The following is a 26,308-nucleotide window of genomic DNA, read 5'->3' as shown; positions in this document are numbered from 1 at the left end:
GGTGGCGTATATTACGCTTTCCTCTTTCAGAGTCAACCCGTTATTTCAGGATTTTTTCTCTTCAACCGACCGGGTTGTTTGTGAAGTGATTCACATCCGCCGTGTCGATGGAGGCGCATTATAGGGATCCCATTTTTTAGCACAAGTACTTTTTGGATCTTTTTTTCCGACTGACGATTTTCCGCGCTTTTCGCTGAAAACCCACCCGATCTGCTTAAATATTGACGCATTTTACCTTGCCTCGATCCAATATTATGATCAAAGTCTTCTATATAGCGCTCATCCATAGAGGTAGATATGCCCTCAGTATTACGTCCCTATAAAGATCTGTTCCCCAAAAAAGGCGATCGCGTGATGATCGATGCCAGCAGCGTGGTCATTGGTGATGTGCGAATAGCCGCTGATGTCAGTATTTGGCCACTTGTCGCCATCAGGGGGGATGTCAACTATGTGTCGATTGGTGCCCGTACCAATATTCAGGATGGTAGCGTTCTGCACGTCACACACAAATCCTCATACAACCCTGAGGGCAATCCGCTCATCATTGGAGAGGATGTCACAGTCGGCCATAAAGTGATGCTTCACGGCTGCACTATCGGTAATCGGGTGCTTGTGGGGATGGGCTCGATTTTGCTGGATGGTGTGATAGTAGAAGATGATGTAATGATTGGCGCTGGAAGTCTTGTCCCGCAAAACAAACATCTGGAAAGCGGTTATCTCTATTTAGGTAGCCCGGTGAAACAGATCCGCCCCTTAAAAGAGGCGGAAATAGAAGGGTTGAGATACTCAGCGAATAACTATGTGAAATGGAAAGATGAGTATTTGGCTCAGGACAACCAGACCCAGCCCTGATCGTCTTCCTGCTGATCGCGGATCAAATCGCTGGCTTCCTCTTCGAGATCCCAGCGATTCTCACAAAAGACGTCTAGTGGATGAGAACCGCCAAAGCGACTCAGCAGCGTTTCTCCGCCGATCGCACAGGTCAATTGCATCCCGTGCACCAGCACCGGAAAGCAGACAGCCTGTTTGCTCTCATCCCAGACTTCTCTATCAGGAAAATGAATTGCCTGGTTCAATCAGTCAATTCCTGCTTCAGCTTTTCAATCACCGGTTCGACCGCAGGTAACACTCCGTGCCAGAGCAGCACCGCATGTGCCGCCTGCCCCACCAGCATACCCAGTCCATCCGCCAGATGCTTCGCGCCGTGTTGCTCACACCAGTTCAGGAACGGTGTCTTCCCTTTCTGATAAAACATGTCGTAGAAATAGATGTGGTGACTCACCAGTGCAGAAGGGATCGCCGGAACTTCGCCACCAATACCGCTAGAGGTGGCATTAATGATCAGATCGAACTCGTGACCCGCCAGATCATCAAGCGCAACTGCGCTTACACTGCCGGTATGTGCGAATAACCCCGCTAACGCTTCTGCTCTGGAAAACGTGCGGTTGGTAATTGTCACAGCACAATCAAAAGATAAGAGAGGAAGCAGTACGCCACGAGAAGCCCCGCCCGCACCTATCAGTAGAATTCGAAAACCCGGTTTAATAAATGACAGTCTTTCCAGGTCGCTAAGCAACCCGATACCATCCGTGTTATCGCCAAGTAACCGCCCATCCTCAAGCCGTTTTAGCGTATTCACGGCACCGGCAAGAGAAGCACGTTCAGTCAGTTCATCTGCCCGTTCAAAAGCTTCTTCTTTGAAAGGTACCGTCACATTTGCACCTTTACCGCCCGCGTCGAAAAAAGCATTCAGGGTCGGAACAAATGCGTCAACAGGTGCCAGCACGCGGCTATAGGGATGAACTATCTGGAGCTGGTCAGCAAACTGCTGATGGATCCAGGGTGACTTACTGTGCGCTATCGGGTTACCAAAAACAGCATAAGCTTCCATCATATTACCCCTGGCGAAAACGTTCGCCGGTCAAAGCGTCGCGGATTTCCGACGGATTCAGTCGACCACCCGTTTCACCCAATGCTACCGGGAAATCGCTCCCGAACTGCGCCAGTACTTCTTCAGTTGTTCGGCACGGAGGCAGCCCGGTCAGGTTGGCACTGGTGGAGACCAGTGGTTTGCCAAACGCCAGGCACAGTTCCACCACCAGCGGATGGTCGGTGACGCGGACGGCGAGGGAATCAAACTTTCCGGTTAACCAGCGCGGTGTCGAAGGTTGCGCCGGAAAAACAAAGGTCACAGGCCCTGGCCACGCGGAGAAGACAGTCTCCCGCTGAGCCGGTGTTAACATGGAATCATCAATATAAGGCTTTAGTTGTTCATAATTGGCAGCGATTAAAATCAGCCCTTTTTCGACGGGCCTCTGTTTGAGTGCCAGTAATCGGCCAACGGCCGTCTCGCTGTCAGGATCGCAACCGACCCCAAAGACAGCTTCAGTTGGATAGGCGATGACTTCTTCATTTTTCAGGACATCCACCGCATGCGCAATGGAGCCTGATGGCAGGTTATTATTCACTATTTTGATCCGCCGAAACCGGCTTTCCACATTGTTTACTGGCGCAAAAGCGTTTCATACCTTGCGCCGTTTTCTTCTCAATAAGTAGCGGATAATTGCAATGAGTGCAGACGCCCGCTACCGGTTTGAAATTGATAACGAACTGGCATTCAGGATAGCGATCGCAAGAATGGAAGGTCTTACCAAAACGAGAACGACGCTGTACCAGTTGCCCACGCTGGCATTGAGGACAAGCAATAGCCGTTTCATCCGGTTTATCAATTTGTTCTGTATGTTCGCATGCAGGGTAACGGCTACATCCAATGAACATGCCGAAACGCCCCTGACGCAGCGCTAACTCACCGCCGCAGAGAGGGCAAAGCTGCCCCTCCAGAATTTTAACGATATGTCCGTCCGCCTGGCTTTTCAGGGGACGGACATAATCACATTCCGGATACTGTGAACAACCGAGAAACGGGCCGTGTTTCCCGGACCGAATAACAAGTTCAGCCCCGCACTGCGGACAGGGCTCATTTTTATGCACCGTGAATAGTGCTGATTTGGCCATAACAACTCTTGGTGCTGCATATTGAATTAATGCAGCATACCTTCATTCACTTCAAAGAGTAATTCTTCCATCTGCTGATAGGCATTTTCACAGCCTGGAATATTAAACAGAACCATCAGGATCACCCATTTGAGGTCTTCCAGTTCAAATTCTGCTGTATCCAGCGCCATGACGCGCTCTATCACCATTTCTCTCGTTTCGAGGTTTAGCACCTGAATCTGCTCAAGGAATAAAATGAATCCCCGGCAGCTGGCGTCCAGCCTTTCACACTCTTCAGCGGTATAGATGCGTACAGACAATGGGTCAGAAGCAAGCTGCATAGGTTCGGCAAGGCCTTCCTGATAATCAGCTAACTTTTCCAGCCACATCAACGCATTATAGATATCTTCCCGCTCAAACCCCGCATCGGTAAGATCCTGTGTCAATTTGTCCTGATCCACTCGCATTTCTGCTTCGTTATGGATGTAAGTCTCAAACAAATACATCAGTACGTCGAACATGGCATGCCCTCCTTAATCGGACATAGCCGCCGGGTACAGCTGCGATCCACCCTGCTAACTCCAGTTCGAGTAGCTGTGCTACCGTTACTGGCACAGGTTGGCCGGCACGTTCAGCGACAACGTCAACAGGTGTTACCTCATCTCCTACGTTAGCCAGGAGCTTGGGAAATGGCAATGCCACCTTTCCCTGATCTGATGAATATTGTCGCTTTTCGGGATCTTCCTGCAGCCATTGCAACCCATATTGCAAATTTTCAAGAATGTCCCCGACTTCCGTTACCGGTGTTGCCCCTTGCTTAATCAGCCAGTGGGGCCCCTCGCATCCGGGATTGCCTATCGGACCAGGCAGGGCGAAGACTTCTCGCCCCTGTTCGAGCGCGCATCGAGCTGTGACCAGTGAACCGCTTCTCCGCGCCGCTTCAACGACCAGTACGCCTCTGCTAAGCCCGCTGATAATTCGATTACGACGCGGAAAGTTTGCTGGTCTGGGCTGCGCCGAAAGTGGGAACTCAGACACTATCGCACCGCCAGATTCGATGAGACGTATAGCCAAAGCCTGATGCCGACGGGGATAAATGCTAAAAAGACCGTTCCCCAACACGGCTACACTACGACCTTTTACTGACAGCGCAGCGTTGTGGGCAACGCCATCAATACCACAGGCCAGCCCGCTGGTGATCGTGAACCCGCTTTGAGAAAGCTGCTCGCACAGAATTTTCCCCCATCGCTCGCCGTACCATGACGGCGCACGGCTACCTACAACAGCCAACTGGATAGTGTTAAGCGCCTCTGGGTTGCCTTTTACAAATAACGCCCCCGGATAATCAGGAATAGTTCGAAGCAAGGGAGGATAAAGCGGATCATGTGCCGTTAATAATTGATTGTCCGGCTGCTCAAGCCACATCAGGCTGCGTTCCAGCTCATTTTCATCTGGAGCAAAGAACCTTTCAGCTTGCTTTGCTGTCAGCCCGGCGTTTCTGAGAACAGGAACATCTATGCTTTTCTGATTCTGTAGCCGTGCGACGGCGTCCAGCATTGCATCACCACAAAGAGACCCTGTATGTATTAACCGTAACCATATCTCGGTAGATGTCATCCTTTCCCCTGCCATAAGCGGCCTCCGCAATCATTGCGATTGGTCACTGATGCTGTCAATCAATGGGGGATTTGTCTAGAATAGAGGTATTATTGTTATCAACTCCTGAACACGACTCTGGAAATTTATGGCAGTTTTGCAAGTGTTACATATTCCGGACGAGCGCCTTCGCATCGTCGCTGAACCGGTTAAAGAAGTGAATGCAGAAATTCAGCGTATCGTAGATGATATGTTCGATACCATGTACGCCGAAGAAGGCATTGGCCTTGCGGCGACTCAGGTGGACATTCACAAGCGCATTATCGTGATCGACGTTTCTGAAAATCGCGATGGTCGTCTGGTGCTGATCAATCCTGAGTTGCTTGAGAAAAGTGGCGAAACCGGTATTGAGGAAGGCTGTCTGTCCATTCCGGAACAGCGCGCTTTAGTGCCGCGTGCCGAAAAAGTGAAAATTCGCGCTCTGGATCGTGACGGTAATCCGTTCGAGCTGGAAGCAGACGACCTGCTGGCGATTTGTATTCAGCATGAGATGGATCACCTGGTCGGTAAACTGTTTATCGATTACCTCTCACCGCTGAAACAGCAGCGTATTCGCCAGAAAGTAGAGAAACTGGATCGTATGCGTTCTCGTGCATAACATCCCGGGATACAAGGAATAACGTGTCTAAATCGCTACGTATTATCTTTGCAGGAACACCTGATTTTGCAGCGCGTCATCTTGACGCGCTGTTGTCTTCTGATCACCAGATTGTGGGTGTATTTACTCAACCAGATCGTCCGGCTGGCCGCGGCAAAAAGTTGATGCCAAGCCCGGTAAAAGTGCTGGCAGAAGAGCATGGATTACCGGTATTCCAGCCAGCCTCCCTGCGTTCACCGGAAAATCAGCAACTTGTTGCTGACCTGAATGCCGACGTGATGGTGGTAGTGGCTTACGGTTTAATTCTGCCAAAAGCTGTGCTTGATATGCCTCGCCTGGGCTGTGTAAATGTGCACGGTTCTCTGCTGCCTCGCTGGCGTGGCGCCGCGCCTATCCAGCGTTCTTTATGGGCAGGTGATGCAGAGACTGGCGTCACTATCATGAAGATGGACGTAGGTTTAGACACTGGCGACATGCTCTATAAACTCGCCTGCCCGATTACCGCGGAAGACACCAGCGCAACGCTGTACGACAAGCTGGCGGACCTTGGCCCTCAGGGTCTCCTCGAGACGCTGCAACAGCTTGCGGATAATACGGCGCAACCTGAAGTTCAGGATGAATCGCTTGTTACCTATGCCGAAAAGCTAAGCAAAGAAGAAGCGCGGATCGACTGGTCACTGTCTGCTGCTCAACTCGAACGCTGCATTCGTGCGTTTAATCCATGGCCAATGAGCTGGATGGAGATCGATGAGCAGCCAGTGAAAGTCTGGAAAGCCTCGGTCATTAGCGGCAATACCACGGCTGAACCCGGTACGATTATTGATGTCAGCAAGAACGGTATCCAGGTAGCGACCGCCCAAGGGATCTTGAATCTTGAAGCGCTGCAACCGGCCGGTAAGAAAGCCATGAGTGCTCAGGACCTGTTAAATTCCCGTCGCGAATGGTTTATCCCTGGCAATCGCCTTGCCTGAACAAATTTATTCTTAAGGCCCGGAGTTTCCGGGCATTTTTATTTTTACGGTTATGAAAAAACAAAATCTACGCAGTATAGCGGCCCAGGCCGTTGAGCAGGTTATCGAGCAGGGCCAGTCACTGAGTAACGTCCTGCCTCCACTGCAACAAAAAGTCTCTGATAAAGACAAAGCCCTGCTTCAGGAGCTCTGCTTTGGCGTCCTGCGCACACTCTCTCAGCTTGAGTGGTTGATTAATAAGCTGATGTCGCGGCCAATGACCGGCAAGCAACGCACCGTACATTATTTAATTATGGTAGGTTTCTATCAGCTTCTTCATACCCGTATCCCACATCATGCCGCGTTGGCTGAGACAGTGGAAGGTGCAGTTGCGATCAAACGTCCCCAACTGAAAGGTCTGATCAACGGAGTACTGCGTCAGTTCCAGCGACAGCAGGAAGAGCTTCTTACTGAGTTTGCTCAAAGTGAAACACGTTTCCTGCACCCGGAATGGCTTCTGAATCGCCTGAAAAAAGCTTATCCACAGCAGTGGCAGGACATTGCCGAAGCCAATAACCAGCGCCCGCCAATGTGGTTGCGCGTGAATCGCAATCATCATTCTCGCGATGGCTGGCTGGCCTTGCTTGAAGAGGCTGGAATGAACGGCTTCACACATGACGCCTATCCTGATGCCGTACGTTTAGCATCGCCTGCACCGGTACATGCATTACCCGGTTTTGACGAAGGCTGGGTAACTGTACAGGATGCCTCTGCTCAGGGTTGCATGACCTGGCTTGAACCACAAAATGGAGAGCAGATCCTCGATCTCTGCGCCGCGCCAGGCGGCAAAACCACGCATATTCTGGAAGTTGCGCCTCAGGCCAGCGTATTGGCAGTGGACGTTGATGAACAACGTCTTTCACGCGTCTACGACAACCTGAAACGTCTGGGTATGAAGGCGCAGGTTAAGCAAGGTGATGGACGCAAACCCGCAGAATGGTGTGGCGAGACGAAATTTGATCGGATTTTGCTGGACGCCCCCTGCTCGGCAACCGGTGTTATTCGCCGTCATCCGGATATTAAGTGGCTGCGTCGTGACCGTGATATTAAGGAACTTGCCCAGCTGCAATCCGACATTCTTGACGCCATTTGGCCGCATCTTAAACCAGGCGGAACGCTGGTCTATGCAACCTGTTCCGTACTGCCGGAAGAAAACAGTCAGCAAATCGCGGCCTTCCTTAAACGAACTCCGGACGCTGCATTAAGAGATACGGGGACGCCTGAACGCCCCGGTCAGCAGAACCTGCCAGGTGCAGAAGAGGGTGATGGTTTCTTTTACGCTAAGCTAATCAAAGAGTGATGTTGAGAACAGGTCACGAGATATGAAAATTATCATTCTGGGCGCAGGACAGGTTGGTGGAACGCTGGCGGAAAACCTGGTTGGTGAAAACAATGACATCACTATTGTTGATACCAACGGCGATCGGCTGCGCGTGTTGCAGGACAAGTTTGACCTTCGTGTTGTGCAGGGTCACGGCTCGCATCCACGGGTCCTTCGTGAAGCGGGTGCCGATGATGCCGACATGCTGGTTGCTGTAACCAGCTCTGACGAAACCAATATGGTTGCTTGTCAGGTGGCTTACTCACTTTTCAACACACCAAACCGAATCGCGCGCATCCGCTCTCCTGATTATGTCCGCGATGCAGAGAAACTGTTTAATTCCGAAGCGGTCCCGATTGATCATCTCATCGCGCCAGAGCAACTGGTTATCGACAATATCTATCGCCTGATCGAATATCCTGGCGCACTGCAGGTGGTGAATTTTGCCGAAGGTAAAGTGAGTCTTGCAGTGGTTAAGGCCTATTACGGTGGGCCATTAATCGGCAATGCGCTCTCCACAATGCGTGAGCATATGCCGCACATTGATACTCGTGTCGCAGCCATTTTCCGTCACGACAGACCGATTCGTCCGCAAGGCTCCACCATTGTCGAAGCCGGTGATGAGGTCTTCTTTATTGCGGCCTCTCAGCATATTCGCGCAGTAATGAGTGAGCTTCAGCGTCTCGAGAAGCCATATAAACGTATTATGTTGGTCGGTGGTGGCAATATCGGTGCTGGCCTCGCGCGTAGACTAGAAAAAGATTACAGCGTGAAATTGATCGAACGCGATCAGCAACGAGCTTCTGAACTGGCAGAAAAGTTGCAGAACACGATCGTATTTTATGGCGATGCGTCGGATCAGGAACTACTGGCTGAAGAACATATTGATCAGGTTGATCTGTTTATTGCCGTCACCAACGACGATGAAGCAAATATCATGTCGGCTATGCTCGCCAAACGAATGGGGGCAAAAAAGGTGATGGTGCTTATTCAGCGCCGGGCTTATGTTGACCTTGTTCAGGGGAGTGTCATTGATATCGCCATTTCGCCACAGCAAGCGACCATTTCCGCCCTCCTGAGCCATGTTCGCAAAGCGGATATTGTCGGCGTTTCATCTCTGCGTCGCGGTGTGGCAGAAGCCATTGAAGCCGTAGCTCATGGTGATGAAACCACATCACGCGTTGTGGGACGCGCCATTGATGAGATTAAACTTCCCCCGGGGACAATTATCGGGGCCGTAGTACGGGGGAATGATGTCATGATTGCCAATGATAATTTACGTATCGAGCAAGGGGACCACGTTATTATGTTCCTTACCGATAAAAAATTTATTACCGATGTCGAACGCCTGTTCCAGCCAAGTCCATTCTTCCTGTAATCATTCAGGTGCTCCTCAAAGAGCACCTGAACATAATCCCTCTATTTAACATGCCTTTTATTTTTCATAACGATTATTTATCCCCAATGGCAAATAGCTAATCATTTGTTAAACTTATAATCGTCAGCTGGCACAAGGAGAGCATAATGAGTTTTATTAAAGAGTTTCGCGAATTTGCGATGCGCGGGAATGTGGTGGATTTGGCAGTGGGTGTCATTATTGGTGCGGCGTTCGGTAAGATCGTCTCATCATTAGTTGCCGACATTATCATGCCACCGTTGGGGTTATTAATCGGGGGCATTGATTTCAAACAATTTGCCGTCACGCTCCGGGATGCGCAGGGCGATGTCCCGGCGGTCGTAATGCATTACGGTGTGTTCATTCAGAACATATTCGACTTCGTGATTGTGGCGTTTGCCATTTTTATGGCCATAAAGCTTATCAACAAGTTAAATCGTAAAAAAGAAGAGCCTGCAGCAGCACCAGCACCAACAAAAGAAGAAGTATTGCTGGCAGAAATTCGCGATCTGTTAAAAGAGCAGAATAATCGCTCTTGATCAGAAACTAAAAGCAAGAAGGCCAGTGGTAAAAAAGCGATCCGCTTGTTTGCCACTGGCCTCCCAGTTACCCCGTTTTGCATACTTGTCTTTACGCAGATAACTTCCTTTCCCTTTTTTACTTTTCTCGACACGCTGTCTAAAGAGCGGGTCATGTAGTAAAGCTTCAATAGCGTTATCTTTAATTTGTCCCTTCGTATGCTGATAGCGGCTCATCATTTCTCCTGAGCATGGTTTATGTCGACGGAAGTCTAGCCCCGGGCGGACAAAAAATCAACTGCCCTCCATTTCTCCACTGGCCCCCTGTTCAAGAGCTTCCAGAATTGAACAATAGATACTGCTGTGCGCCGTACCACAGCAGGCGTCATTCAGCCTTTGTAAAGAACGCTGCATAGTCTGCAACTCCTGAATGCGCGCTTCAACCTCATCCAGTCGGGCCTGAACAATACTCTTCGACTCCTGGCAGGTATGATGTTCCGGATCAATACGGATCGATAATAACTCGCGGATCGAATCCAGTGTGAAACCAAGCTGACGCGCATAACGAATAAAGCGCAGACGCTGTAGATCGTTATCGGTATAAAGGCGAAAACCGCCTTCAGTGCGTACTTCATGATCAATCATCTGCTGCTTTTCATAGTATCGGATGGTATCCGGCGTTACGTTCGCGAGCTTTGCAAGTTCACCGATACGGTACATAACTATTCCTCGTTTATTTTATGCATCAATCTTTCGCCGTATTCACCGCGCAGAAAATCAGTATTCATTCCAGCCTGGTGAAGCTTGAGTTCAATCAGGGCGAGCCGACGGGAAAGTTCAGAATGTCGAGGATCGTCCTGACGGATGCCTCTGAGTAGATCAGCAAGCTCAACCGCCTCCCTGCGCTGTTCGAGTTCAGGAGGAAGACAACCTGCATTTTTCAGTAATCGGTATCCTGCACGTAATTCTGGCGCGATGTGCGAATCGTCTTCCAGCACAAGGGGAGCGCCACTTCCTGGAAGATCATCAAATTCACCTTTTTTTTGGGCATCGCGAATATGGCGTTCTGCCCACTGATCGAGCAACCACATTATCAGCTCCAGAGAAAGAACAGATTTGATACAAACATTGTAGAGAAGTTGGGGATCTACCGGATATAAAAAAACCCGCCGAGGCGGGTTTTTTTACGTTACTGCAGATTACTCTGCAGCAGCTTCTGCTTTCTCTGAACGATCAACCAGCTCGATGTAAGCCATCGGCGCGTTGTCGCCTGCACGGAAGCCACACTTCAGAATGCGAGTGTAACCACCGGCACGGCTCGCGAAACGCGGGCCCAGTTCGTTAAACAGTTTTGCCACGATCTCGTTATCACGAGTACGGGCGAATGCCAGACGACGATTAGCAACGCTGTCAGTCTTGGCAAGAGTAATCAGCGGCTCAACTACGCGACGCAGCTCTTTCGCTTTAGGCAGGGTCGTCTTGATGATCTCATGACGAACCAGTGAACCTGCCATGTTGCGGAACATAGCCTGGCGATGGCTGCTGTTGCGGTTCAGTTGACGACCACTCTTACGATGGCGCATGACCTTATCCTTCTCAGTAAAACCTTAACCTGTGATCCGGTTACTCGTCAGCAATACTAGCTGGTGGCCAGTTTTCCAGGCGCATGCCCAGAGACAAACCACGTGAAGCCAGCACGTCTTTAATCTCAGTAAGAGATTTTTTACCCAGGTTCGGCGTTTTCAGCAACTCAACCTCGGTACGCTGTACCAGATCACCGATATAGTGGATAGCTTCTGCCTTGAGGCAGTTAGCAGAGCGGACAGTCAATTCGAGATCGTCAACAGGGCGCAGCAGGATCGGATCGAATTCTGGTTTCTCTTCTTTCACTTCCGGCTGACGTACATCACGTAAGTCAACGAAAGCTTCCAGTTGTTCTGCCAGGATGGTTGCCGCACGACGAATCGCCTCTTCAGGATCGATTGTGCCGTTGGTTTCCATTTCGATGACCAGCTTGTCCAGGTCGGTACGCTGTTCTACACGCGCTGCTTCAACATTGTAGGCAATACGCTCTACAGGGCTGTAGCATGCGTCGACCAGCAGACGGCCGATTGGGCGCTCATCTTCTTCCGAATGAATTCGGGCAGAAGCCGGCACATAACCACGACCGCGCTGAACTTTGATACGCATGCTAATCGCTGCGTTCTCATCGGTCAGGTGGCAGATCACGTGCTGCGGCTTGACGATTTCAACATCACCGTCGTGGGTGATGTCGGCTGCAGTCACAGGGCCAATGCCAGATTTATTCAGAGTAAGAATAACTTCATCTTTACCCTGAACTCTCACCGCCAGCCCTTTCAGGTTGAGCAGGATTTCAAGGATATCTTCCTGAACGCCTTCTTTGGTGCTGTACTCATGAAGTACACCATCAATCTCAACCTCGGTCACCGCGCAACCCGGCATCGATGAGAGCAGAATACGGCGCAGTGCGTTACCCAGAGTATGGCCAAAGCCACGCTCTAAAGGCTCAAGGGTCACCTTGGCGTGCGTCGAACTCACTTGCTCGATATCTACCAGGCGCGGTTTTAGAAACTCTGTCACAGAACCCTGCATTGTGTCCTCTCTTTGGTACTAAGCTTTACTTGGAGTAAAGCTCGACGATCAGGTGTTCGTTAATGTCCGCAGACAGATCAGAACGTTCTGGCTGACGCTTGAACGTACCTTCCATCTTGCCAGCATCAACTTCCAGCCAGGTTGGCTTTTCACGCTGCTCAGCCAGCTCCAGAGCGGCCTTCACGCGAGATTGCTTTTTCGCTTTCTCACGAATGCTAACAACGTCATTCGCTTTAACCTGATAAGAAGCGATGTTAACAACACGACCGTTTACCATGATTGCTTTGTGGCTAACCAGCTGACGTGATTCAGCACGAGTAGCGCCGAAGCCCATACGGTATACAACGTTGTCCAGACGACCTTCCAGCAGAGCCAGCAGGTTTTCACCCGTGTTGCCTTTCAGACGTGCTGCTTCTTTATAGTAGTTACGGAACTGACGCTCCAGCACACCGTACATACGGCGAACTTTTTGCTTTTCACGCAACTGCACACCATAGTCAGACAGACGCGGTTTACGCGCACCGTGCTGGCCAGGAGCTTGTTCAATTTTACACTTGGTATCGATCGCGCGAACGCCAGACTTAAGGAATAAGTCGGTGCCCTCACGACGGCTCAGCTTGAGCTTAGGACCCAAATATCTTGCCATTTTCTATCTCCAACTAACCTAAAAAACGAGCGTTATACGCGACGTTTTTTCGGCGGACGACAACCGTTATGAGGGATCGGAGTCACATCAGTAATATTCGTGATGCGGAAACCAGCGGCGTTCAGAGCGCGAACAGTAGATTCACGACCCGGACCCGGACCTTTAACCATAACTTCCAGATTCTTGATGCCGTATTCTTTTACGGCTTCAGCGCAACGCTCTGCTGCAACCTGAGCTGCGAACGGAGTGGATTTGCGAGAACCACGGAAACCGGAACCACCGGCTGTTGCCCAACCCAATGCGTTACCCTGACGATCAGTAATAGTAACGATGGTGTTGTTGAAAGAAGCATGGATATGAGCCACGCCGTCAGAGACTTGTTTTCTTACACGTTTACGTGCACGAACTGGTGCCTTTGCCATTATTCAATCACCCCGATTATTTCTTGATCGGTTTGCGCGGACCCTTACGGGTACGTGCGTTGGTCTTAGTACGCTGACCGCGCACTGGCAGACCACGACGATGACGCAAACCGCGATAGCAACCAAGATCCATCAGGCGCTTGATGCTCATGCTGATTTCACGGCGCAGATCACCTTCAACGACAAATTTGGCAACTTCGTCACGCAGCGTGTCGATTTGTTCTTCAGACAGCTCACTGATCTTAACATCTTCAGCGATACCCGCTGCAGCCAGAATGGCTTTAGAACGGGTCTTGCCGACGCCGTAGATCGAAGTTAATGCGATCACAGCATGTTTCTGATCAGGAATGTTAATGCCTGCTATACGGGCCACTATGCACTCCTACTATTTAATATGTACGCACCATGCTGAAAAGCCCGTTTTCAGGATACTCAAATGGAAACGTACAGACATACAAAAGATTGGCTGGCTAATCTAGCCAGCTCAACCCAACTTTGCAAGAAAAATATGCGAAATAATCAGCCTTGGCGCTGTTTATGCTTCGGCTCGGCACTGCAAATCACACGGATGACACCATCACGCTTAACGATTTTGCAGTTACGGCATAATTTCTTGACGGAAGCACGAACTTTCATTTTTACTCTCCGTAACTTCTCAGGCGACCAATTAGCGGCCGTAGCCTTTCAGGTTCGCCTTCTTCAATGCAGACTCATACTGACTGGACATCATCAGAGTTTGCACTTGAGCCATAAAGTCCATAATCACGACAACAACGATAAGCAGTGAGGTTCCACCGAAGTAGAACGGTACTTTCATTGCATCACGCATGAACTCCGGGATCAGGCAGATAAAAGTAATATAAAGCGCACCAACCAAAGTCAGGCGGGTCATTACCTTATCGATATACTTCGCCGTTTGCTCTCCCGGACGAATTCCTGGTACAAATGCACCGGACTTCTTCAGGTTATCTGCTGTTTCACGCGGGTTGAAGACCAACGCCGTGTAGAAGAAACAGAAGAAGATGATCGCAGACGCATAGAGTAACACATAAAGTGGTTGCCCAGGCTGCAAATACAGCGAAATTGTTGTCAGCCAGTTCCAACCAGTCCCGCCCCCGAACCATGACGCGATGGTCGCCGGGAACAGAATAATACTGGAAGCGAAGATCGCCGGGATTACCCCTGCCATATTCACTTTCAGCGGTAAATGTGTGCTCTGTGCAGCATAGACACGACGACCTTGCTGACGTTTAGCGTAGTTCACCACAATGCGGCGTTGACCACGTTCAACGAAGACAACAAAGAACGTCACTGCAAATACTAATACTGCAACCAACAGCAACAGGAGGAAGTGCAGGTCGCCTTGACGCGCTTGCTCGATAGTATGGGCGATGGCTGGCGGGAGGCCCGCAACAATACCGGCGAAGATAATGATCGAGATACCGTTACCGATACCACGTTCAGTAATCTGTTCGCCGAGCCACATCAGGAACATTGTCCCTGTGACCAGACTAACAACAGCGGTGAAATAGAATGCAAAGCCTGGGTTTAATACCAGGCCCTGCATACCAGGCATATTCGGAAGACCGGTAGCAATACCGATCGACTGGAATATTGCCAGCACCAGAGTACCGTAACGGGTGTACTGACTAATCTTACGACGTCCAGACTCCCCTTCTTTCTTCAACTCTGCCAGGGCCGGATGAACGACCGTCAGCAGCTGGATAATAATAGATGCCGAAATGTACGGCATAATACCCAGAGCGAAGATAGAAGCACGGCTGAGAGCACCACCAGAGAACATGTTGAACATTTCAATGATGGTGCCTCGCTGTTGCTCAAGCAGTTTGGCAAGTACAGCGGCATCGATACCAGGGATCGGAATAAAAGAGCCAATACGGAACACAATCAGCGCGCCGATAACAAACAGCAGTCTGCGTTTCAGCTCGCCAAATCCACCTTTGGCACTTTGAAAATCTAATCCCGGTTGCTTAGCCATCTGCTACTTATTCCTCAATTTTACCGCCAGCAGCTTCGATAGCAGCACGAGCACCTTTAGTAACACGCAGGCCACGAACAGTTACCGGAGTAGAAACTTCACCAGCCAGGATCACTTTCGCGAACTCGATCTGGATACCGATAATGTTTGCTGCTTTCAGCGTGTTCAGGTCTACAACGCCGCCTTCAACTTTCGCCAGGTCAGACAGACGGATTTCCGCTGTGATCGCTGCTTTGCGAGAGGTGAAGCCGAACTTCGGCAGACGACGGTACAGTGGCATCTGGCCACCCTCGAAACCGCGACGTACGCCACCGCCAGAACGAGAGTTCTGACCTTTGTGACCACGACCACCGGTTTTGCCGAGGCCAGAACCGATACCACGACCCAGGCGTTTACCCGCCTTTTTAGAGCCTTCGGCCGGAGACAGAGTATTTAAACGCATCTCTTACTCCTCAACTTTAACCATGAAGTAAACCGCGTTGACCATACCGCGAACAGCAGGAGTATCCTCGCGCTCAACGGTATGACCAATACGACGCAGACCCAGGCCAAGCAGCGTTGCCTTGTGTTTCGGCAGACGACCGATTGCACTGCGGGTTTGAGTGATTTTAATAGTCTTTGCCATGGTCAATTACCCCAGAATTTCTTCAACGGATTTACCACGCTTGGCAGCGACCATTTCTGGAGAATTCATATTTTCCAGGCCATCAATAGTTGCACGAACCACGTTGATCGGGTTGGTGGAACCATATGCTTTAGCCAGTACGTTATGAACCCCAGCAACTTCCAGAACGGCGCGCATTGCACCACCGGCGATGATACCGGTACCTTCTGAAGCTGGCTGCATGAATACACGAGACCCCGTGTGAACACCTTTAACTGGGTGCTGCAGGGTGCCGTTGTTCAGCGCGACGTTAATCATGTTGCGACGGGCTTTTTCCATCGCTTTCTGGATCGCTGCTGGAACTTCACGCGCTTTACCGTAACCAAAACCAACGCGACCGTTACCATCACCCACTACAGTCAGAGCTGTGAAGGAGAAAATACGACCACCTTTAACGGTTTTAGATACGCGGTTTACCGCGATCAGCTTTTCCTGCAGTTCGCCAGCCTGTTTTTCGATGTGAGCCATCTTACACCTCTACCTTAGAACTGAAGGCCAGCTTCACGGGCAGCATCTGCCAGTGCCTGGACACGACCATGATATTGGAACCCGGAACGGTCAAAGGAAACATTGCTGATGCCTTTTTCCAGAGCGCGTTCAGCAACAGCTTTACCTACAGCTGCAGCGGCGTCTTTGTTACCGGTGTACTTCAATTGTTCTGCAATAGCTTTTTCTACAGTAGAAGCAGCTACCAGAACTTCAGAACCGTTCGGTGCAATTACCTGTGCGTAAATATGACGCGGGGTACGATGTACCACCAGGCGAGTTGCACCCAGCTCTTTGAGCTTGCGGCGTGCGCGGGTCGCACGACGGATACGAGCAGATTTCTTATCCATAGTGTTACCTTACTTCTTCTTAGCCTCTTTGGTACGCACGACTTCGTCGGCGTAACGAACACCCTTGCCTTTGTAAGGCTCAGGACGACGGTAGGCGCGCAGATCTGCTGCAACCTGACCGATCAGCTGTTTATCAGCGCCTTTCAGCACGATTTCAGTTTGAGTCGGACATTCTGCAGTGATACCGGCCGGCAGCGGATGCTCAACAGGGTGTGAGAAGCCCAGAGACAGGCCTACTGCATTCCCTTTGATAGCTGCACGATAACCTACACCAACCAGCTGAAGCTTTTTAGTGAAGCCTTCGGTAACACCAACAACCATTGAGTTCAGCAGGGCACGCGCGGTACCAGCCTGAGCCCATCCATCCACGAAACCATCACGTGGACCGAAGGTCAGAGCGTTATCTGCATGTTTAACTTCAACAGCTTTGTTGAGGGTACGAGTCAGCTCGCCGTTTTTACCTTTGATCGTAATAACCTGACCGTCGATTTTTACATCAACGCCGGCAGGAATAACGACCGGTGCTTTAGCAACACGAGACATTCTTTCCTCCGATTAGGCTACGTAGCAGATAATTTCGCCACCAAGACCAGCCTGGCGCGCTGCACGATCAGTCATAACACCTTTAGAGGTAGAAACAACTGCGATACCAAGACCAGCCATAACTTTTGGCAGCTCATCTTTTTTCTTATAGATGCGCAGGCCTGGGCGGCTGACACGCTGAATGCTTTCTACAACAGCTTTACCCTGGAAATACTTGAGAGTAAGTTCCAGTTCCGGCTTGGTGTCGCCTTCAACTTTAAAATCTTCGATAAAACCTTCTTCCTTCAGCACGTTGGCAATTGCCACTTTCAGCTTGGCGGAAGGCATGGTGACCGCAACTTTGTTCGCGGCCTGACCGTTACGGATACGGGTCAGCATATCCGCGATCGGATCTTGCATGCTCATCTGTCTTTACTCCCGTGATTCAATTGGTAATTACCAGCTAGCCTTTTTCAAGCCTGGTACTTCACCGCGCATGGCGGCTTCACGCAGTTTGATACGGCTCAACCCAAACTTGCCCACATAACCATGTGGACGACCTGTTTGACGACAGCGGTTACGCTGACGAGACGGGCTGGAATCACGCGGCAGAGACTGCAGCTTGAGAACCGCATTCCAACGATCTTCGTCGGAAGCGTTCACATCAGAAATGATCGCTTTCAGTTCAGCGCGTTTAGCGAAGAATTTATCAGCTAAAGCTACGCGCTTTACTTCGCGTGCTTTCATTGATTGCTTAGCCATTCAGTAACCCTACCTTACTTGCGGAACGGGAAGTCAAAGGCAGCCAGCAGAGCACGGCCTTCTTCGTCAGATTTCGCAGTAGTGGTAATGGTAATATCCAAACCACGCACGCGGTCGACTTTATCGTAGTCGATTTCTGGGAAGATGATCTGCTCACGGACACCCATGCTGTAGTTACCACGACCGTCGAAAGACTTAGCGGACAAGCCACGGAAGTCACGGATACGTGGAACAGCAATAGTGATCAGGCGCTCAAAGAACTCCCACATGCGTTCGCCACGCAGAGTTACTTTACAGCCGATCGGATAGCCCTGACGGATTTTGAAGCCTGCAACAGATTTGCGTGCTTTGGTGATCAGCGGTTTTTGACCGGAGATTGCTGTCAGGTCAGCTGCTGCGTTATCCAGCAGTTTCTTGTCAGCGATCGCTTCACCAACACCCATGTTCAGGGTGATCTTCTCGACCCGAGGGACTTGCATGACAGAATTGTAGTTAAACTCAGTCATGAGTTTTTTAACTACTTCGTCTTTGTAGTAATCATGCAGTTTCGCCATCGTACTACTCCAAATTACTTGATAGTTTCGCTGTTAGACTTGAAGAAACGGACTTTTTTACCGTCTTCGAATCTAAAGCCTACACGGTCAGCCTTGCCGGTAGCCGCATTGAAGATTGCAACGTTAGAAACCTGAATAGCAGCTTCTTTTTCAACGATGCCGCCTGGTTGGTTCAGGGCCGGAACTGGCTTCTGATGTTTCTTAACCAGGTTGATACCTTCAACGACGAGTTTGCCGGAAGACAGAACATTTTTTACTTTACCGCGTTTACCTTTATCTTTACCGGTTAACACGATAACTTCGTCATCACGACGGATTTTCGCTGCCATGATTCGCTCCTTAGAGTACTTCTGGTGCCAGAGAGATAATTTTCATGAACTTCTCAGTACGAAGTTCACGAGTTACCGGCCCAAAGATACGCGTGCCGATAGGCTGCTCGCTGTTATTGTTTAAAATAACGCATGCATTACCATCGAAGCGAATGACAGAACCGTCAGGGCGACGAACACCCTTCTTGGTGCGCACCACTACCGCCTTCAGCACATCACCTTTTTTGACCTTACCACGTGGAATTGCTTCCTTGATGGTGATCTTGATGATGTCGCCTACGCCTGCGTAGCGACGGTGCGAGCCACCCAGAACCTTGATACACATTACGCGACGTGCACCGGAGTTGTCGGCGACGTTCAGCATAGTCTGTTCTTGGATCATTTTAGTGCTCCGCTAATGTCAACTACTACCTGAGACTCTAAAATCAGAGCCGTTAAAAAGCCCCATATCGAGGGCGCGGCATTATAACACCGCTTCTGCAATATGGGTAGAAAAAATAAACGGCTCATCGCTGAGCCGTTTATTCGTATTGAGAATGCGTACTGTATTACAGAACCGCTTTCTCTACAACGCGAACCAGCGTCCAGGACTTAGTCTTGGACAGTGGACGGCATTCACGGATTTCAACCTTGTCGCCGATACCACATTCGTTGTTCTCGTCATGTACGTGCAGTTTGGTCGTACGCTTGATGAATTTACCGTAGATCGGGTGTTTCACAATACGTTCGATAGCTACAACAATGGATTTCTCCATTTTGTCGCTAACAACACGACCTTGCAGAGTACGGATTTTATCGGTCATTACGCACCCGCCTTCTGAGTCAGTAAAGTCTTAACGCGTGCAACATTGCGACGCACTTGCTTCAGCAGGTGAGTCTGTTGCAGCTGGCCACTTGCAGCCTGCATACGCAGGTTGAACTGCTCACGCAGCAGGTTCAGCAGCTCAGCGTTCAGCTCTTCAACGCTTTTTTCACGCAGCTCTTTTGCTTTCATTACATCACCGTCTTAGTTACAAAGGTGGTTTTGATAGGCAGTTTCGCTGCTGCCAGGCCGAAGGCTTCACGGGCCAGCTCTTCCGGAACACCGTCCATTTCATACAGGACTTTGCCCGGTTGGATCAAGGCAACCCAGTACTCCACGTTACCTTTACCTTTACCCATACGAACTTCCAGCGGCTTCTCGGTAATTGGTTTGTCCGGGAATACACGGATCCAAATTTTACCTTGACGCTTAACTGCACGGGTCATTGCACGACGTGCTGCTTCGATCTGACGTGCAGTCAGACGACCACGGCCAACAGCTTTCAGACCGAAAGTGCCGAAGCTAACATCCGTACCCTGCGCCAGACCACGGTTGCGGCCTTTGTGCACTTTACGGAATTTTGTACGCTTTGGTTGTAACATCAGCGACGCTCCTTATTTACGGCCTTTACGCTGCTGCTTTTTAGGTTGAGCAGCCGGTTTTTCCGGTTGTTCAACAGCAGCCATACCACCCAGGATCTCACCTTTGAAGATCCATACCTTAACGCCGATTACACCGTAAGTGGTGTGCGCTTCAGAGGTGTTGTAGTCGATGTCAGCACGCAGAGTGTGCAGCGGTACGCGACCTTCACGGTACCATTCGGTACGTGCGATTTCCGCGCCGCCCAGACGGCCGCTAACTTCAACTTTGATACCTTTAGCGCCCAGACGCATTGCGTTCTGTACAGCACGCTTCATAGCACGACGGAACATAACACGACGTTCCAGCTGTGAAGTGATGCTGTCAGCAACCAATTTAGCGTCCAGTTCAGGCTTACGAACTTCAGCGATATTGATCTGTGCAGGAACGCCAGCGATATCCGCTACGACCTTGCGCAGTTTTTCTACGTCTTCGCCTTTCTTACCGATAACGATGCCAGGACGAGCAGTGTGGATAGTCACACGGATGCTCTTAGCTGGACGCTCGATAACGATACGAGATACAGACGCTTTAGCCAGTTCCTTAGTCAGGTACTGACGTACTTTAAAATCGCTGTCCAGGTTGTCAGCGAATTCTTTGGTGTTCGCAAACCAGGTAGAGTTCCATGGTTTTACAATACCCAGGCGAATACCATTAGGATGTACTTTCTGACCCATTGCTAGTCTCCAGAGTCTCAGCGATCGGACACAACCACAGTAATGTGGCTGGTGCGCTTCAGGATGCGATCTGCACGACCTTTCGCACGCGGCATAATGCGCTTCATGCTTGGGCCTTCATCTACGAAAATTTTCGCGACTTTCAGATCGTCGATGTCAGCGCCATCGTTGTGTTCAGCGTTAGCAATGGCAGATTCCAGTACTTTCTTGACCAATACCGCAGCTTTCTTGTTGGTATAGGTCAGGATGTCCAGGGCCTGCGACACTTTCTTACCGCGAATCAGGTCAGCAACAAGGCGAACCTTCTGTGCAGAAGAACGAGCATGGCGATGTTGAGCTAAAGTTTCCATCTCTTCCTCCTACCTTATTTCTTCTTCGCTTTTTTATCAGCAGCGTGGCCGCGATAAGTACGAGTCGGTGCGAATTCACCCAGTTTGTGACCAACCATTTCGTCGGTAACAAAGACTGGAACGTGCTGACGACCATTATGGACAGCGATGGTCAAACCGATCATGTTAGGAAAGATCGTTGAACGACGGGACCAAGTGCGCAGGGGCTTCTTGTCTCCGCTTTCCACCGCTTTCTCTACCTTCTTCAGCAAGTGCAGGTCAATAAAAGGACCTTTCTTGAGAGAACGTGGCATGGCTTATCCTCTAAAATTATTTGCTACGGCGACGTACGATAAATTTATCAGTACGCTTGTTGCTGCGGGTCTTCTTACCTTTGGTCTGAACGCCCCACGGAGTTACCGGGTGCTTACCAAAGTTACGACCTTCACCACCACCATGTGGGTGGTCGACTGGGTTCATCGCAGTACCGCGAACGGTAGGACGAACACCACGCCAGCGTGCAGCACCTGCTTTACCCAGAACGCGCAGCATATGCTCAGCATTGCCAACTTCGCCCAGGGTTGCACGGCAGTCTGCTTCGACTTTACGCATTTCACCAGAACGCAGACGCAGGGTGACATAAGCACCATCACGAGCAACGATCTGAACGTAAGTACCAGCGGAACGTGCCAGCTGACCGCCTTTACCTGGTTTCATTTCTACGTTATGAACGGTAGAACCAACCGGGATATTGCGCATCGGCAGGGTGTTACCTGCTTTGATTGCAGCATCAACGCCAGACTGAATCTGGTCGCCAGCTTTCAGGCCTTTAGGGGCCAGGATGTAACGGCGTTCGCCGTCTTTGTACAGAACCAGCGCGATGTTCGCGGAACGGTTCGGATCGTACTCAAGACGTTCAACAACTGCTGGGATACCGTCTTTGTTGCGTTTGAAGTCAACAATACGATAAGCCTGCTTGTGGCCACCACCGATGTGACGAGTGGTGATACGGCCATTGTTGTTACGACCACCGGATTTGCTGTTTTTTTCCAGCAACGGAGCAAAAGGTTTGCCCTTGTGCAGCTCAGGGTTAACCACTTTAACTACGTGGCGACGACCCGGAGATGTCGGTTTACATTTAACAACTGCCATTGTATTACTCCTCCGACTTACTCAGCGCCGCCAACGAAGTCCAGATTCTGGCCTTCTTTCAGGGTGACGTAAGCTTTTTTCCAGTCGCTACGACGACCGATACGCTGTCCGTGACGTTTAACTTTCCCTTTAACTACCAGGGTGTTAACGACTTCGACTTCGACTTCAAACAGTTTCTGCACAGCAGCTTTGATCTCTGCTTTGGTCGCGTCTTTAGCAACTTTGAGAACGATGGTGTTTGTTTTTTCCATCGCAGTAGACGCTTTTTCAGAAACGTGCGGTGCGCGAAGCACCTTCAGCAGACGTTCTTCACGAATCATGCCAGCATCTCCTCAACTTGCTTAACAGCATCAGCAGTCATTACGACTTTGTCGAAGGCGATCAGGCTAACCGGGTCGATACCAGTCGCATCGCGTACGTCAACCTTGTGCAGGTTACGTGCGGCCAGGAACAGGTTCTCGTCCAGCTCACCGGTGATGATCAGCACATCTTCCAGAGCCATGTCTTTCAGTTTCTGTGCCAGCAGCTTAGTTTTAGGCGCTTCTACAGAGAACTTCTCGACAACGATCAGACGATCCTGACGTACCAGTTCGGACAGGATGCTTTTCAGCGCGCCGCGGTACATCTTTTTGTTAACTTTTTGACTGTGGTCCTGTGGACGCGCAGCGAAGGTCACGCCACCTGAACGCCAGATCGGGCTCTTGATAGAACCTGAACGCGCACGGCCGGTACCTTTCTGGCGCCATGGCTTTTTGCCGGAACCAGTTACTTCAGCACGAGTCTTCTGAGCACGAGTACCCTGACGAGCACCAGCTGCATAAGCAACAACAACCTGGTGAACCAGCGCTTCGTTGAAATCACGACCGAAGGTAGTTTCGGAAACAGTCAGCGCGCTCTGCGCGTCTTTCAATACTAATTCCATTGCTATCCCCTTACGCCTTCACAGCTGGTTTAACGATCAGGTCGCTACCGGTTGCACCCGGAACTGCACCTTTAACCAGCAGCAGGTTGCGCTCAGCGTCAACACGTACTACGTCCAGGCTCTGAACGGTTACACGTTCGTTACCCAGCTGACCTGCCATTTTCTTGCCTTTGAACACTTTGCCCGGAGTCTGGTTCTGACCGATAGAACCCGGAACGCGGTGAGACAAGGAGTTACCGTGAGTAGCGTCCTGGGTACGGAAGTTCCAGCGCTTAACGGTACCAGCAAAACCTTTACCTTTAGAGGTACCGGTTACGTCAACTTTTTTAACGTCAGCAAACAGCTCAACGCTAATGTCCTGACCTACGGTGAACTCTTCGCCTTCAGCAAGACGGAATTCCCACAGACCACGGCCAGCTTCTACGCCAGCTTTAGCGAAGTGACCCGCTTCTGGTTTGGTTACACGGTTAGCTTTTTTAGCACCAGTGGTAACCTGAATAGCGCGGTAGCCATCGTTAGCCAGATCTTTAACCTGAGTAACGCGGTTTGCTTCAACTTCGATTACGGTTACTGGGATAGAAACGCCATCTTCAGTGAAGATGCGGGTCATACCCACTTTTTTACCGACTAAACCAATCATTGTTTCAACCTCTCAATCGCTCGATGACCTGATTAACCCAGGCTGATCTGCACGTCTACACCGGCAGCCAGATCCAGACGCATCAGAGCATCAACGGTTTTCTCAGTTGGCTCAACGATGTCAACCAGACGCTTGTGAGTGCGGATTTCGTACTGATCACGCGCGTCTTTGTTAACGTGCGGGGAGATCAGAACGGTGAAGCGCTCTTTGCGGGTCGGCAGCGGGATCGGACCACGGACTTGCGCACCAGTGCGCTTAGCAGTCTCGACGATTTCCGCGGTTGATTGATCGATCAGACGATGATCAAACGCTTTAAGGCGGATACGGATTCTTTGGTTCTGCATGAGACCAGAGCTCCAATTATTTTATAAACGAAAATGATTACTCCTCAAACCCATTACGATTGATGGGAGAGTGTAACCGTTCTTACGTAGCTCCCCAATTGGGAGCATTGTTGAGTAACAAAATGAGCTACTCTGGTTCTGATTGAACCCGCCGTCAATTACGACAAGCCCGCGCATTATACGTAAATCTGGGCAAGACGCAAGTGCCGTTTAGAAATTAAGCGCCAACGACGCAGCTTGCGTAAGGGCGCGCAACTTTTTATGCAATGTATTCCTTGTCGAATCTTTGTCTGAACCCGCTACGCAATTGCTGCTTTTGTGTATTGCCGGTTAAGCAGGTTACAACGAGTATGCGCTCAAACCCCTTTGAGGCCTTTTCGATGTTAACCACCCTCACCTTTTTGCTGATCTATTCTTCGCTGACTGCCTTTCTTGTTCATGCTGATATTCGCTACGGACTGCTTCCCGATAAATTTCTCTGTCCGCTGCTATGGGTAGGCCTGCTCTTTCAGCTTTGTATCCATCCTGATTTTTTGCCGAGTGCGGTGGTGGGGGCAATGGCAGGATATTTTGGCTTTGCCGTTATTTACTGGGGCTATCGATTTATCTGCCGGCGTGAAGGGATGGGATATGGCGATGTTAAATACCTGTCTGCGCTTGGCGCCTGGCATGGTTGGTGCGTACTGCCAACCCTGGCATTACTCGCTGCGCTTATGGCATTACTTAGCCTTCTTGTTTTTTCGTTACTCACCTCTGATAAAGAGGCAATAAAAAACCCGCTGCCTTTTGGGCCATTTCTGGCAGCTGCGGGTTTATGCGTTGGCTGGAAGACGCTGTTTACTCTTCCACTTTAATCTGCGACTGAAGGTAGTTTTGCAGGCCAATCTTAGCGATGAGATCCAGCTCAGTTTCCAGCCAGTCAATATGACCCTCTTCGTCGGCCAGGATCTGGATCATCATGTCGCGGCTGACGTAATCATGGACGCTATCCGCATAGGCAATAGCTTCACGGAGATCTTTGGCGCCTTCAAGTTCGAGCCTGAGATCAGAACGCAGCATCTCTTCGACATCTTCTCCGATGCCCAGCTTTCCTAGATCCTGCAGGTTTGGAATGCCTTCAAGGAATAAAATACGCTCGATATATTTATCAGCGTGTTTCATCTCATCAATAGATTCATGGTACTCAACGTCGTTTAGACGTTTAAGTCCCCAGTTTTTAAACATTCTCGCGTGAAGAAAGTACTGGTTGATTGCGACAAGCTCATTTCCCAATAATTTATTGAGATAACTTATGATTTTAACATCACCTTTCATTATATAGTCCCTCCGCTTCCACTCATTGAAGCGTAGATCGGGCTACAGGGATGTCAAAAAAAAGATGGGCGCTTACGCGATCTCTTTGTATTCCGGGATCTGCATCAATTCGTCCTGCATGATCTCTCGCGCAGCACGTACACATTTACCACATTGATTTCCCACCGGAACAAATTTGCGTAGCTGCTGAAATGACTGAGGCTGAAACTGGCGAACGGCCTGGCGTATTTTTTTGTCACTGACACCATTACATAAACAAACGTACATAGAGACTCCCGTTCAAATTATGCGCAAAGTGTAAGTGAGAATGGTTATGATTACAATAGCACAAACACCACAATACGGGGCGGGAGCAGGCAAAAAATGCGAAATTTTGTGACAGTGCTTGAGTGGCAGAAAACAAAAAAGGACGCCGAAGCGTCCTTTTTTTATTCGGGGATAATTAATTAGCCCAGAACTTTAGCAACAACGCCCGCGCCAACGGTACGGCCGCCTTCACGGATTGCGAAACGCAGACCGTCATCCATCGCGATTGGGTGGATCAGAGTCACAACCATCTTGATGTTGTCGCCTGGCATTACCATCTCTACGCCTTCTGGCAGTTCGATGGTACCGGTCACGTCAGTAGTACGGAAGTAGAACTGTGGAC

The 26,308-nt window shown here is 50.2% G+C and carries 46 protein-coding genes and 1 pseudogene; 7 read left to right on the top strand and 40 right to left on the bottom strand.

The annotated features are described in order from the left end of the window. Nucleotides 1–297 precede the first annotated feature (297 nt). Nucleotides 298–852: a gamma carbonic anhydrase family protein gene (locus JGF26_RS22250; RefSeq protein ID WP_049006573.1), complete on the top strand. Its 555-nt coding sequence runs from the start codon at nt 298–300 to the stop codon at nt 850–852. On the opposite strand, the gene JGF26_RS22245 is transcribed toward JGF26_RS22250, so the two are convergent. From JGF26_RS22245 to dprA, 6 genes are read right to left on the bottom strand one after another with little or no spacing between them, the layout of a single operon-like run. Beyond that, nucleotides 828–1,076, bottom strand: coding sequence for a DUF1488 domain-containing protein (locus tag JGF26_RS22245; protein ID WP_028018479.1), 249 nt, complete (start codon nt 1,074–1,076; stop codon nt 828–830). The two genes, JGF26_RS22250 and JGF26_RS22245, sit on opposite strands and share 25 nt — an antisense overlap. Further along, entirely contained in the window at nt 1,073–1,891 is an 819-nt protein-coding gene (gene aroE, locus JGF26_RS22240; protein WP_108091104.1) for a shikimate dehydrogenase, read from the bottom strand. The genes JGF26_RS22245 and aroE overlap by 4 nt, the downstream gene beginning before the upstream one ends. Nucleotides 1,892–1,895: 4 nt before the next feature. Further along, the gene (gene tsaC, locus JGF26_RS22235; protein ID WP_028018481.1) at nt 1,896–2,468 is read right to left on the bottom strand and encodes an L-threonylcarbamoyladenylate synthase type 1 TsaC; all 573 of its coding nucleotides are present in this window, start codon (nt 2,466–2,468) and stop codon (nt 1,896–1,898) included. Continuing rightward, nucleotides 2,461–3,015, bottom strand: coding sequence for a topoisomerase DNA-binding C4 zinc finger domain-containing protein (locus tag JGF26_RS22230; RefSeq protein WP_108091105.1), 555 nt, complete (start codon nt 3,013–3,015; stop codon nt 2,461–2,463). The genes tsaC and JGF26_RS22230 overlap by 8 nt, the downstream gene beginning before the upstream one ends. A gap of 26 nt (nt 3,016–3,041) precedes the next feature. Next, nucleotides 3,042–3,515: a DUF494 family protein Smg gene (gene smg, locus JGF26_RS22225; protein WP_008503477.1), complete on the bottom strand. Its 474-nt coding sequence runs from the start codon at nt 3,513–3,515 to the stop codon at nt 3,042–3,044. Continuing rightward, on the bottom strand, nt 3,487–4,611 hold the full coding sequence (gene dprA, locus JGF26_RS22220; protein WP_134708765.1) for a DNA-protecting protein DprA: 1,125 nt from the start codon (nt 4,609–4,611) through the stop codon (nt 3,487–3,489). Before dprA ends, smg begins: the two co-directional genes overlap by 29 nt. Before the next feature lie 127 nt (nt 4,612–4,738). Here dprA and def point away from each other — a divergent pair, with 127 nt between their 5' ends. From def to mscL, 5 genes are all read left to right on the top strand, one after another. Continuing rightward, complete coding sequence (gene def / locus JGF26_RS22215; RefSeq protein WP_028018484.1) at nt 4,739–5,248, top strand: peptide deformylase; 510 nt, start codon at nt 4,739–4,741, stop codon at nt 5,246–5,248. A 23-nt stretch (nt 5,249–5,271) separates the two neighbouring features. Beyond that, nucleotides 5,272–6,219 (top strand): methionyl-tRNA formyltransferase, encoded by a 948-nt coding sequence (fmt, locus tag JGF26_RS22210; protein WP_134708767.1) that lies wholly within the window; start codon nt 5,272–5,274, stop codon nt 6,217–6,219. Between the two features lie 52 nt (nt 6,220–6,271). After that, on the top strand, nt 6,272–7,558 hold the full coding sequence (gene rsmB / locus JGF26_RS22205; protein ID WP_134708769.1) for a 16S rRNA (cytosine(967)-C(5))-methyltransferase RsmB: 1,287 nt from the start codon (nt 6,272–6,274) through the stop codon (nt 7,556–7,558). Nucleotides 7,559–7,580: 22 nt separating this feature from the next. Further along, nucleotides 7,581–8,957 carry a Trk system potassium transporter TrkA gene (gene trkA, locus JGF26_RS22200; RefSeq protein WP_013099016.1) on the top strand — a complete coding sequence of 459 codons (1,377 nt, stop codon included), beginning with the start codon at nt 7,581–7,583 and terminating at the stop codon, nt 8,955–8,957. Between the two features lie 146 nt (nt 8,958–9,103). Beyond that, nucleotides 9,104–9,514: a large-conductance mechanosensitive channel protein MscL gene (gene mscL / locus JGF26_RS22195; RefSeq protein ID WP_028018487.1), complete on the top strand. Its 411-nt coding sequence runs from the start codon at nt 9,104–9,106 to the stop codon at nt 9,512–9,514. Here the strand turns inward: mscL and JGF26_RS22190 are convergent, their stop codons facing one another. The 31 genes from JGF26_RS22190 to rpsJ form a co-directional block, all read right to left on the bottom strand. Next, nucleotides 9,515–9,730 (bottom strand): alternative ribosome-rescue factor A, encoded by a 216-nt coding sequence (locus JGF26_RS22190; protein WP_134708773.1) that lies wholly within the window; start codon nt 9,728–9,730, stop codon nt 9,515–9,517. It lies immediately after the preceding gene. Nucleotides 9,731–9,787: 57 nt separating this feature from the next. Continuing rightward, the gene (gene zntR / locus JGF26_RS22185) at nt 9,788–10,213 is read right to left on the bottom strand and encodes a Zn(2+)-responsive transcriptional regulator (protein ID WP_028018489.1); all 426 of its coding nucleotides are present in this window, start codon (nt 10,211–10,213) and stop codon (nt 9,788–9,790) included. 2 nt (nt 10,214–10,215) lie between these two features. Then, nucleotides 10,216–10,584, bottom strand: a complete 369-nt coding sequence (locus JGF26_RS22180) for a DUF1992 domain-containing protein (protein WP_134708771.1) — start codon at nt 10,582–10,584, stop codon at nt 10,216–10,218. Nucleotides 10,585–10,692: 108 nt separating this feature from the next. After that, nucleotides 10,693–11,076 (bottom strand): 50S ribosomal protein L17, encoded by a 384-nt coding sequence (rplQ, locus tag JGF26_RS22175; RefSeq protein WP_001216368.1) that lies wholly within the window; start codon nt 11,074–11,076, stop codon nt 10,693–10,695. A gap of 40 nt (nt 11,077–11,116) precedes the next feature. Continuing rightward, complete coding sequence (gene rpoA / locus JGF26_RS22170) at nt 11,117–12,106, bottom strand: DNA-directed RNA polymerase subunit alpha (protein WP_002919219.1); 990 nt, start codon at nt 12,104–12,106, stop codon at nt 11,117–11,119. A 25-nt stretch (nt 12,107–12,131) separates the two neighbouring features. Beyond that, nucleotides 12,132–12,752 carry a 30S ribosomal protein S4 gene (gene rpsD / locus JGF26_RS22165; protein ID WP_004868345.1) on the bottom strand — a complete coding sequence of 207 codons (621 nt, stop codon included), beginning with the start codon at nt 12,750–12,752 and terminating at the stop codon, nt 12,132–12,134. Nucleotides 12,753–12,784: 32 nt separating this feature from the next. Beyond that, a complete protein-coding gene (rpsK, locus tag JGF26_RS22160) occupies nt 12,785–13,174 on the bottom strand; it encodes a 30S ribosomal protein S11 (protein WP_003863312.1) in 390 nt (129 codons plus the stop codon). 16 nt (nt 13,175–13,190) lie between these two features. Next, nucleotides 13,191–13,547 (bottom strand): 30S ribosomal protein S13, encoded by a 357-nt coding sequence (gene rpsM / locus JGF26_RS22155; RefSeq protein ID WP_003863308.1) that lies wholly within the window; start codon nt 13,545–13,547, stop codon nt 13,191–13,193. 146 nt (nt 13,548–13,693) lie between these two features. Continuing rightward, on the bottom strand, nt 13,694–13,810 hold the full coding sequence (rpmJ, locus tag JGF26_RS22150) for a 50S ribosomal protein L36 (RefSeq protein WP_000868187.1): 117 nt from the start codon (nt 13,808–13,810) through the stop codon (nt 13,694–13,696). A 31-nt stretch (nt 13,811–13,841) separates the two neighbouring features. Further along, nucleotides 13,842–15,173, bottom strand: a complete 1,332-nt coding sequence (secY, locus tag JGF26_RS22145) for a preprotein translocase subunit SecY (RefSeq protein ID WP_003863305.1) — start codon at nt 15,171–15,173, stop codon at nt 13,842–13,844. Between the two features lie 7 nt (nt 15,174–15,180). Continuing rightward, on the bottom strand, nt 15,181–15,615 hold the full coding sequence (gene rplO, locus JGF26_RS22140; RefSeq protein WP_003863304.1) for a 50S ribosomal protein L15: 435 nt from the start codon (nt 15,613–15,615) through the stop codon (nt 15,181–15,183). Between the two features lie 3 nt (nt 15,616–15,618). Continuing rightward, a complete protein-coding gene (rpmD, locus tag JGF26_RS22135) occupies nt 15,619–15,798 on the bottom strand; it encodes a 50S ribosomal protein L30 (RefSeq protein ID WP_003863301.1) in 180 nt (59 codons plus the stop codon). Between the two features lie 6 nt (nt 15,799–15,804). Then, a complete protein-coding gene (rpsE, locus tag JGF26_RS22130) occupies nt 15,805–16,305 on the bottom strand; it encodes a 30S ribosomal protein S5 (protein ID WP_003863299.1) in 501 nt (166 codons plus the stop codon). A 14-nt stretch (nt 16,306–16,319) separates the two neighbouring features. Further along, a complete protein-coding gene (gene rplR, locus JGF26_RS22125; RefSeq protein ID WP_013099023.1) occupies nt 16,320–16,673 on the bottom strand; it encodes a 50S ribosomal protein L18 in 354 nt (117 codons plus the stop codon). Nucleotides 16,674–16,682: 9 nt separating this feature from the next. Then, nucleotides 16,683–17,216 (bottom strand): 50S ribosomal protein L6, encoded by a 534-nt coding sequence (gene rplF, locus JGF26_RS22120; RefSeq protein WP_003863296.1) that lies wholly within the window; start codon nt 17,214–17,216, stop codon nt 16,683–16,685. 12 nt (nt 17,217–17,228) lie between these two features. Further along, complete coding sequence (gene rpsH / locus JGF26_RS22115) at nt 17,229–17,621, bottom strand: 30S ribosomal protein S8 (protein ID WP_006178918.1); 393 nt, start codon at nt 17,619–17,621, stop codon at nt 17,229–17,231. A gap of 30 nt (nt 17,622–17,651) precedes the next feature. Further along, nucleotides 17,652–17,957 carry a 30S ribosomal protein S14 gene (gene rpsN / locus JGF26_RS22110; protein ID WP_003863291.1) on the bottom strand — a complete coding sequence of 102 codons (306 nt, stop codon included), beginning with the start codon at nt 17,955–17,957 and terminating at the stop codon, nt 17,652–17,654. 14 nt (nt 17,958–17,971) lie between these two features. Beyond that, the gene (gene rplE, locus JGF26_RS22105; RefSeq protein WP_001096202.1) at nt 17,972–18,511 is read right to left on the bottom strand and encodes a 50S ribosomal protein L5; all 540 of its coding nucleotides are present in this window, start codon (nt 18,509–18,511) and stop codon (nt 17,972–17,974) included. A 14-nt stretch (nt 18,512–18,525) separates the two neighbouring features. Next, on the bottom strand, nt 18,526–18,840 hold the full coding sequence (rplX, locus tag JGF26_RS22100; RefSeq protein WP_003863287.1) for a 50S ribosomal protein L24: 315 nt from the start codon (nt 18,838–18,840) through the stop codon (nt 18,526–18,528). 10 nt (nt 18,841–18,850) lie between these two features. Further along, nucleotides 18,851–19,222: a 50S ribosomal protein L14 gene (gene rplN, locus JGF26_RS22095; RefSeq protein ID WP_002919748.1), complete on the bottom strand. Its 372-nt coding sequence runs from the start codon at nt 19,220–19,222 to the stop codon at nt 18,851–18,853. A 166-nt stretch (nt 19,223–19,388) separates the two neighbouring features. Then, complete coding sequence (rpsQ, locus tag JGF26_RS22090; protein WP_008503489.1) at nt 19,389–19,643, bottom strand: 30S ribosomal protein S17; 255 nt, start codon at nt 19,641–19,643, stop codon at nt 19,389–19,391. After that, nucleotides 19,643–19,834 (bottom strand): 50S ribosomal protein L29, encoded by a 192-nt coding sequence (gene rpmC / locus JGF26_RS22085; protein WP_003863282.1) that lies wholly within the window; start codon nt 19,832–19,834, stop codon nt 19,643–19,645. The genes rpsQ and rpmC overlap by 1 nt, the downstream gene beginning before the upstream one ends. Continuing rightward, nucleotides 19,834–20,244 carry a 50S ribosomal protein L16 gene (gene rplP / locus JGF26_RS22080; RefSeq protein ID WP_002919759.1) on the bottom strand — a complete coding sequence of 137 codons (411 nt, stop codon included), beginning with the start codon at nt 20,242–20,244 and terminating at the stop codon, nt 19,834–19,836. The genes rpmC and rplP overlap by 1 nt, the downstream gene beginning before the upstream one ends. A 12-nt stretch (nt 20,245–20,256) precedes the next feature. Further along, the gene (gene rpsC, locus JGF26_RS22075; RefSeq protein WP_000529945.1) at nt 20,257–20,958 is read right to left on the bottom strand and encodes a 30S ribosomal protein S3; all 702 of its coding nucleotides are present in this window, start codon (nt 20,956–20,958) and stop codon (nt 20,257–20,259) included. Nucleotides 20,959–20,975: 17 nt separating this feature from the next. After that, nucleotides 20,976–21,308 (bottom strand): 50S ribosomal protein L22, encoded by a 333-nt coding sequence (gene rplV / locus JGF26_RS22070; protein WP_002919773.1) that lies wholly within the window; start codon nt 21,306–21,308, stop codon nt 20,976–20,978. A 14-nt stretch (nt 21,309–21,322) separates the two neighbouring features. Next, nucleotides 21,323–21,601 (bottom strand): 30S ribosomal protein S19, encoded by a 279-nt coding sequence (gene rpsS, locus JGF26_RS22065; RefSeq protein WP_001138117.1) that lies wholly within the window; start codon nt 21,599–21,601, stop codon nt 21,323–21,325. 16 nt (nt 21,602–21,617) lie between these two features. After that, complete coding sequence (gene rplB, locus JGF26_RS22060) at nt 21,618–22,439, bottom strand: 50S ribosomal protein L2 (RefSeq protein ID WP_000301859.1); 822 nt, start codon at nt 22,437–22,439, stop codon at nt 21,618–21,620. A 17-nt stretch (nt 22,440–22,456) separates the two neighbouring features. Then, nucleotides 22,457–22,759: a 50S ribosomal protein L23 gene (gene rplW, locus JGF26_RS22055; protein WP_000617546.1), complete on the bottom strand. Its 303-nt coding sequence runs from the start codon at nt 22,757–22,759 to the stop codon at nt 22,457–22,459. Continuing rightward, a complete protein-coding gene (gene rplD / locus JGF26_RS22050; protein WP_000424395.1) occupies nt 22,756–23,361 on the bottom strand; it encodes a 50S ribosomal protein L4 in 606 nt (201 codons plus the stop codon). The genes rplW and rplD overlap by 4 nt, the downstream gene beginning before the upstream one ends. A 10-nt stretch (nt 23,362–23,371) precedes the next feature. Then, nucleotides 23,372–24,001: a 50S ribosomal protein L3 gene (gene rplC / locus JGF26_RS22045; protein ID WP_003863274.1), complete on the bottom strand. Its 630-nt coding sequence runs from the start codon at nt 23,999–24,001 to the stop codon at nt 23,372–23,374. Nucleotides 24,002–24,033: 32 nt separating this feature from the next. After that, nucleotides 24,034–24,345 (bottom strand): 30S ribosomal protein S10, encoded by a 312-nt coding sequence (rpsJ, locus tag JGF26_RS22040; protein WP_001181005.1) that lies wholly within the window; start codon nt 24,343–24,345, stop codon nt 24,034–24,036. Nucleotides 24,346–24,725: 380 nt separating this feature from the next. Between rpsJ and JGF26_RS22035 the strand changes: the two genes are divergently transcribed. Beyond that, nucleotides 24,726–25,199 (top strand): A24 family peptidase, encoded by a 474-nt coding sequence (locus JGF26_RS22035; protein ID WP_028018491.1) that lies wholly within the window; start codon nt 24,726–24,728, stop codon nt 25,197–25,199. On the opposite strand, the gene bfr is transcribed toward JGF26_RS22035, so the two are convergent. The 3 genes and pseudogenes from bfr to tuf all read right to left on the bottom strand — a co-directional run. Further along, on the bottom strand, nt 25,183–25,659 hold the full coding sequence (gene bfr / locus JGF26_RS22030) for a bacterioferritin (protein WP_008503492.1): 477 nt from the start codon (nt 25,657–25,659) through the stop codon (nt 25,183–25,185). The genes JGF26_RS22035 and bfr overlap by 17 nt on opposite strands. Nucleotides 25,660–25,731: 72 nt before the next feature. Beyond that, nucleotides 25,732–25,926, bottom strand: coding sequence for a bacterioferritin-associated ferredoxin (gene bfd / locus JGF26_RS22025; protein WP_008503493.1), 195 nt, complete (start codon nt 25,924–25,926; stop codon nt 25,732–25,734). Nucleotides 25,927–26,105: 179 nt separating this feature from the next. Next, nucleotides 26,106–26,308, bottom strand: a pseudogene (tuf, locus tag JGF26_RS22020) (elongation factor Tu); the annotation flags it as partial.

Origin of the sequence: Enterobacter sp. E1, from assembly GCF_016809815.1 — a bacterium.
In the GTDB taxonomy this organism is placed as follows: Bacteria; Pseudomonadota; Gammaproteobacteria; order Enterobacterales; family Enterobacteriaceae; genus Enterobacter; species Enterobacter adelaidei.
The sequence above is the reverse complement of the archived record's forward strand: the minus strand, read 5'-3'. Positions and strand labels throughout refer to the sequence as shown.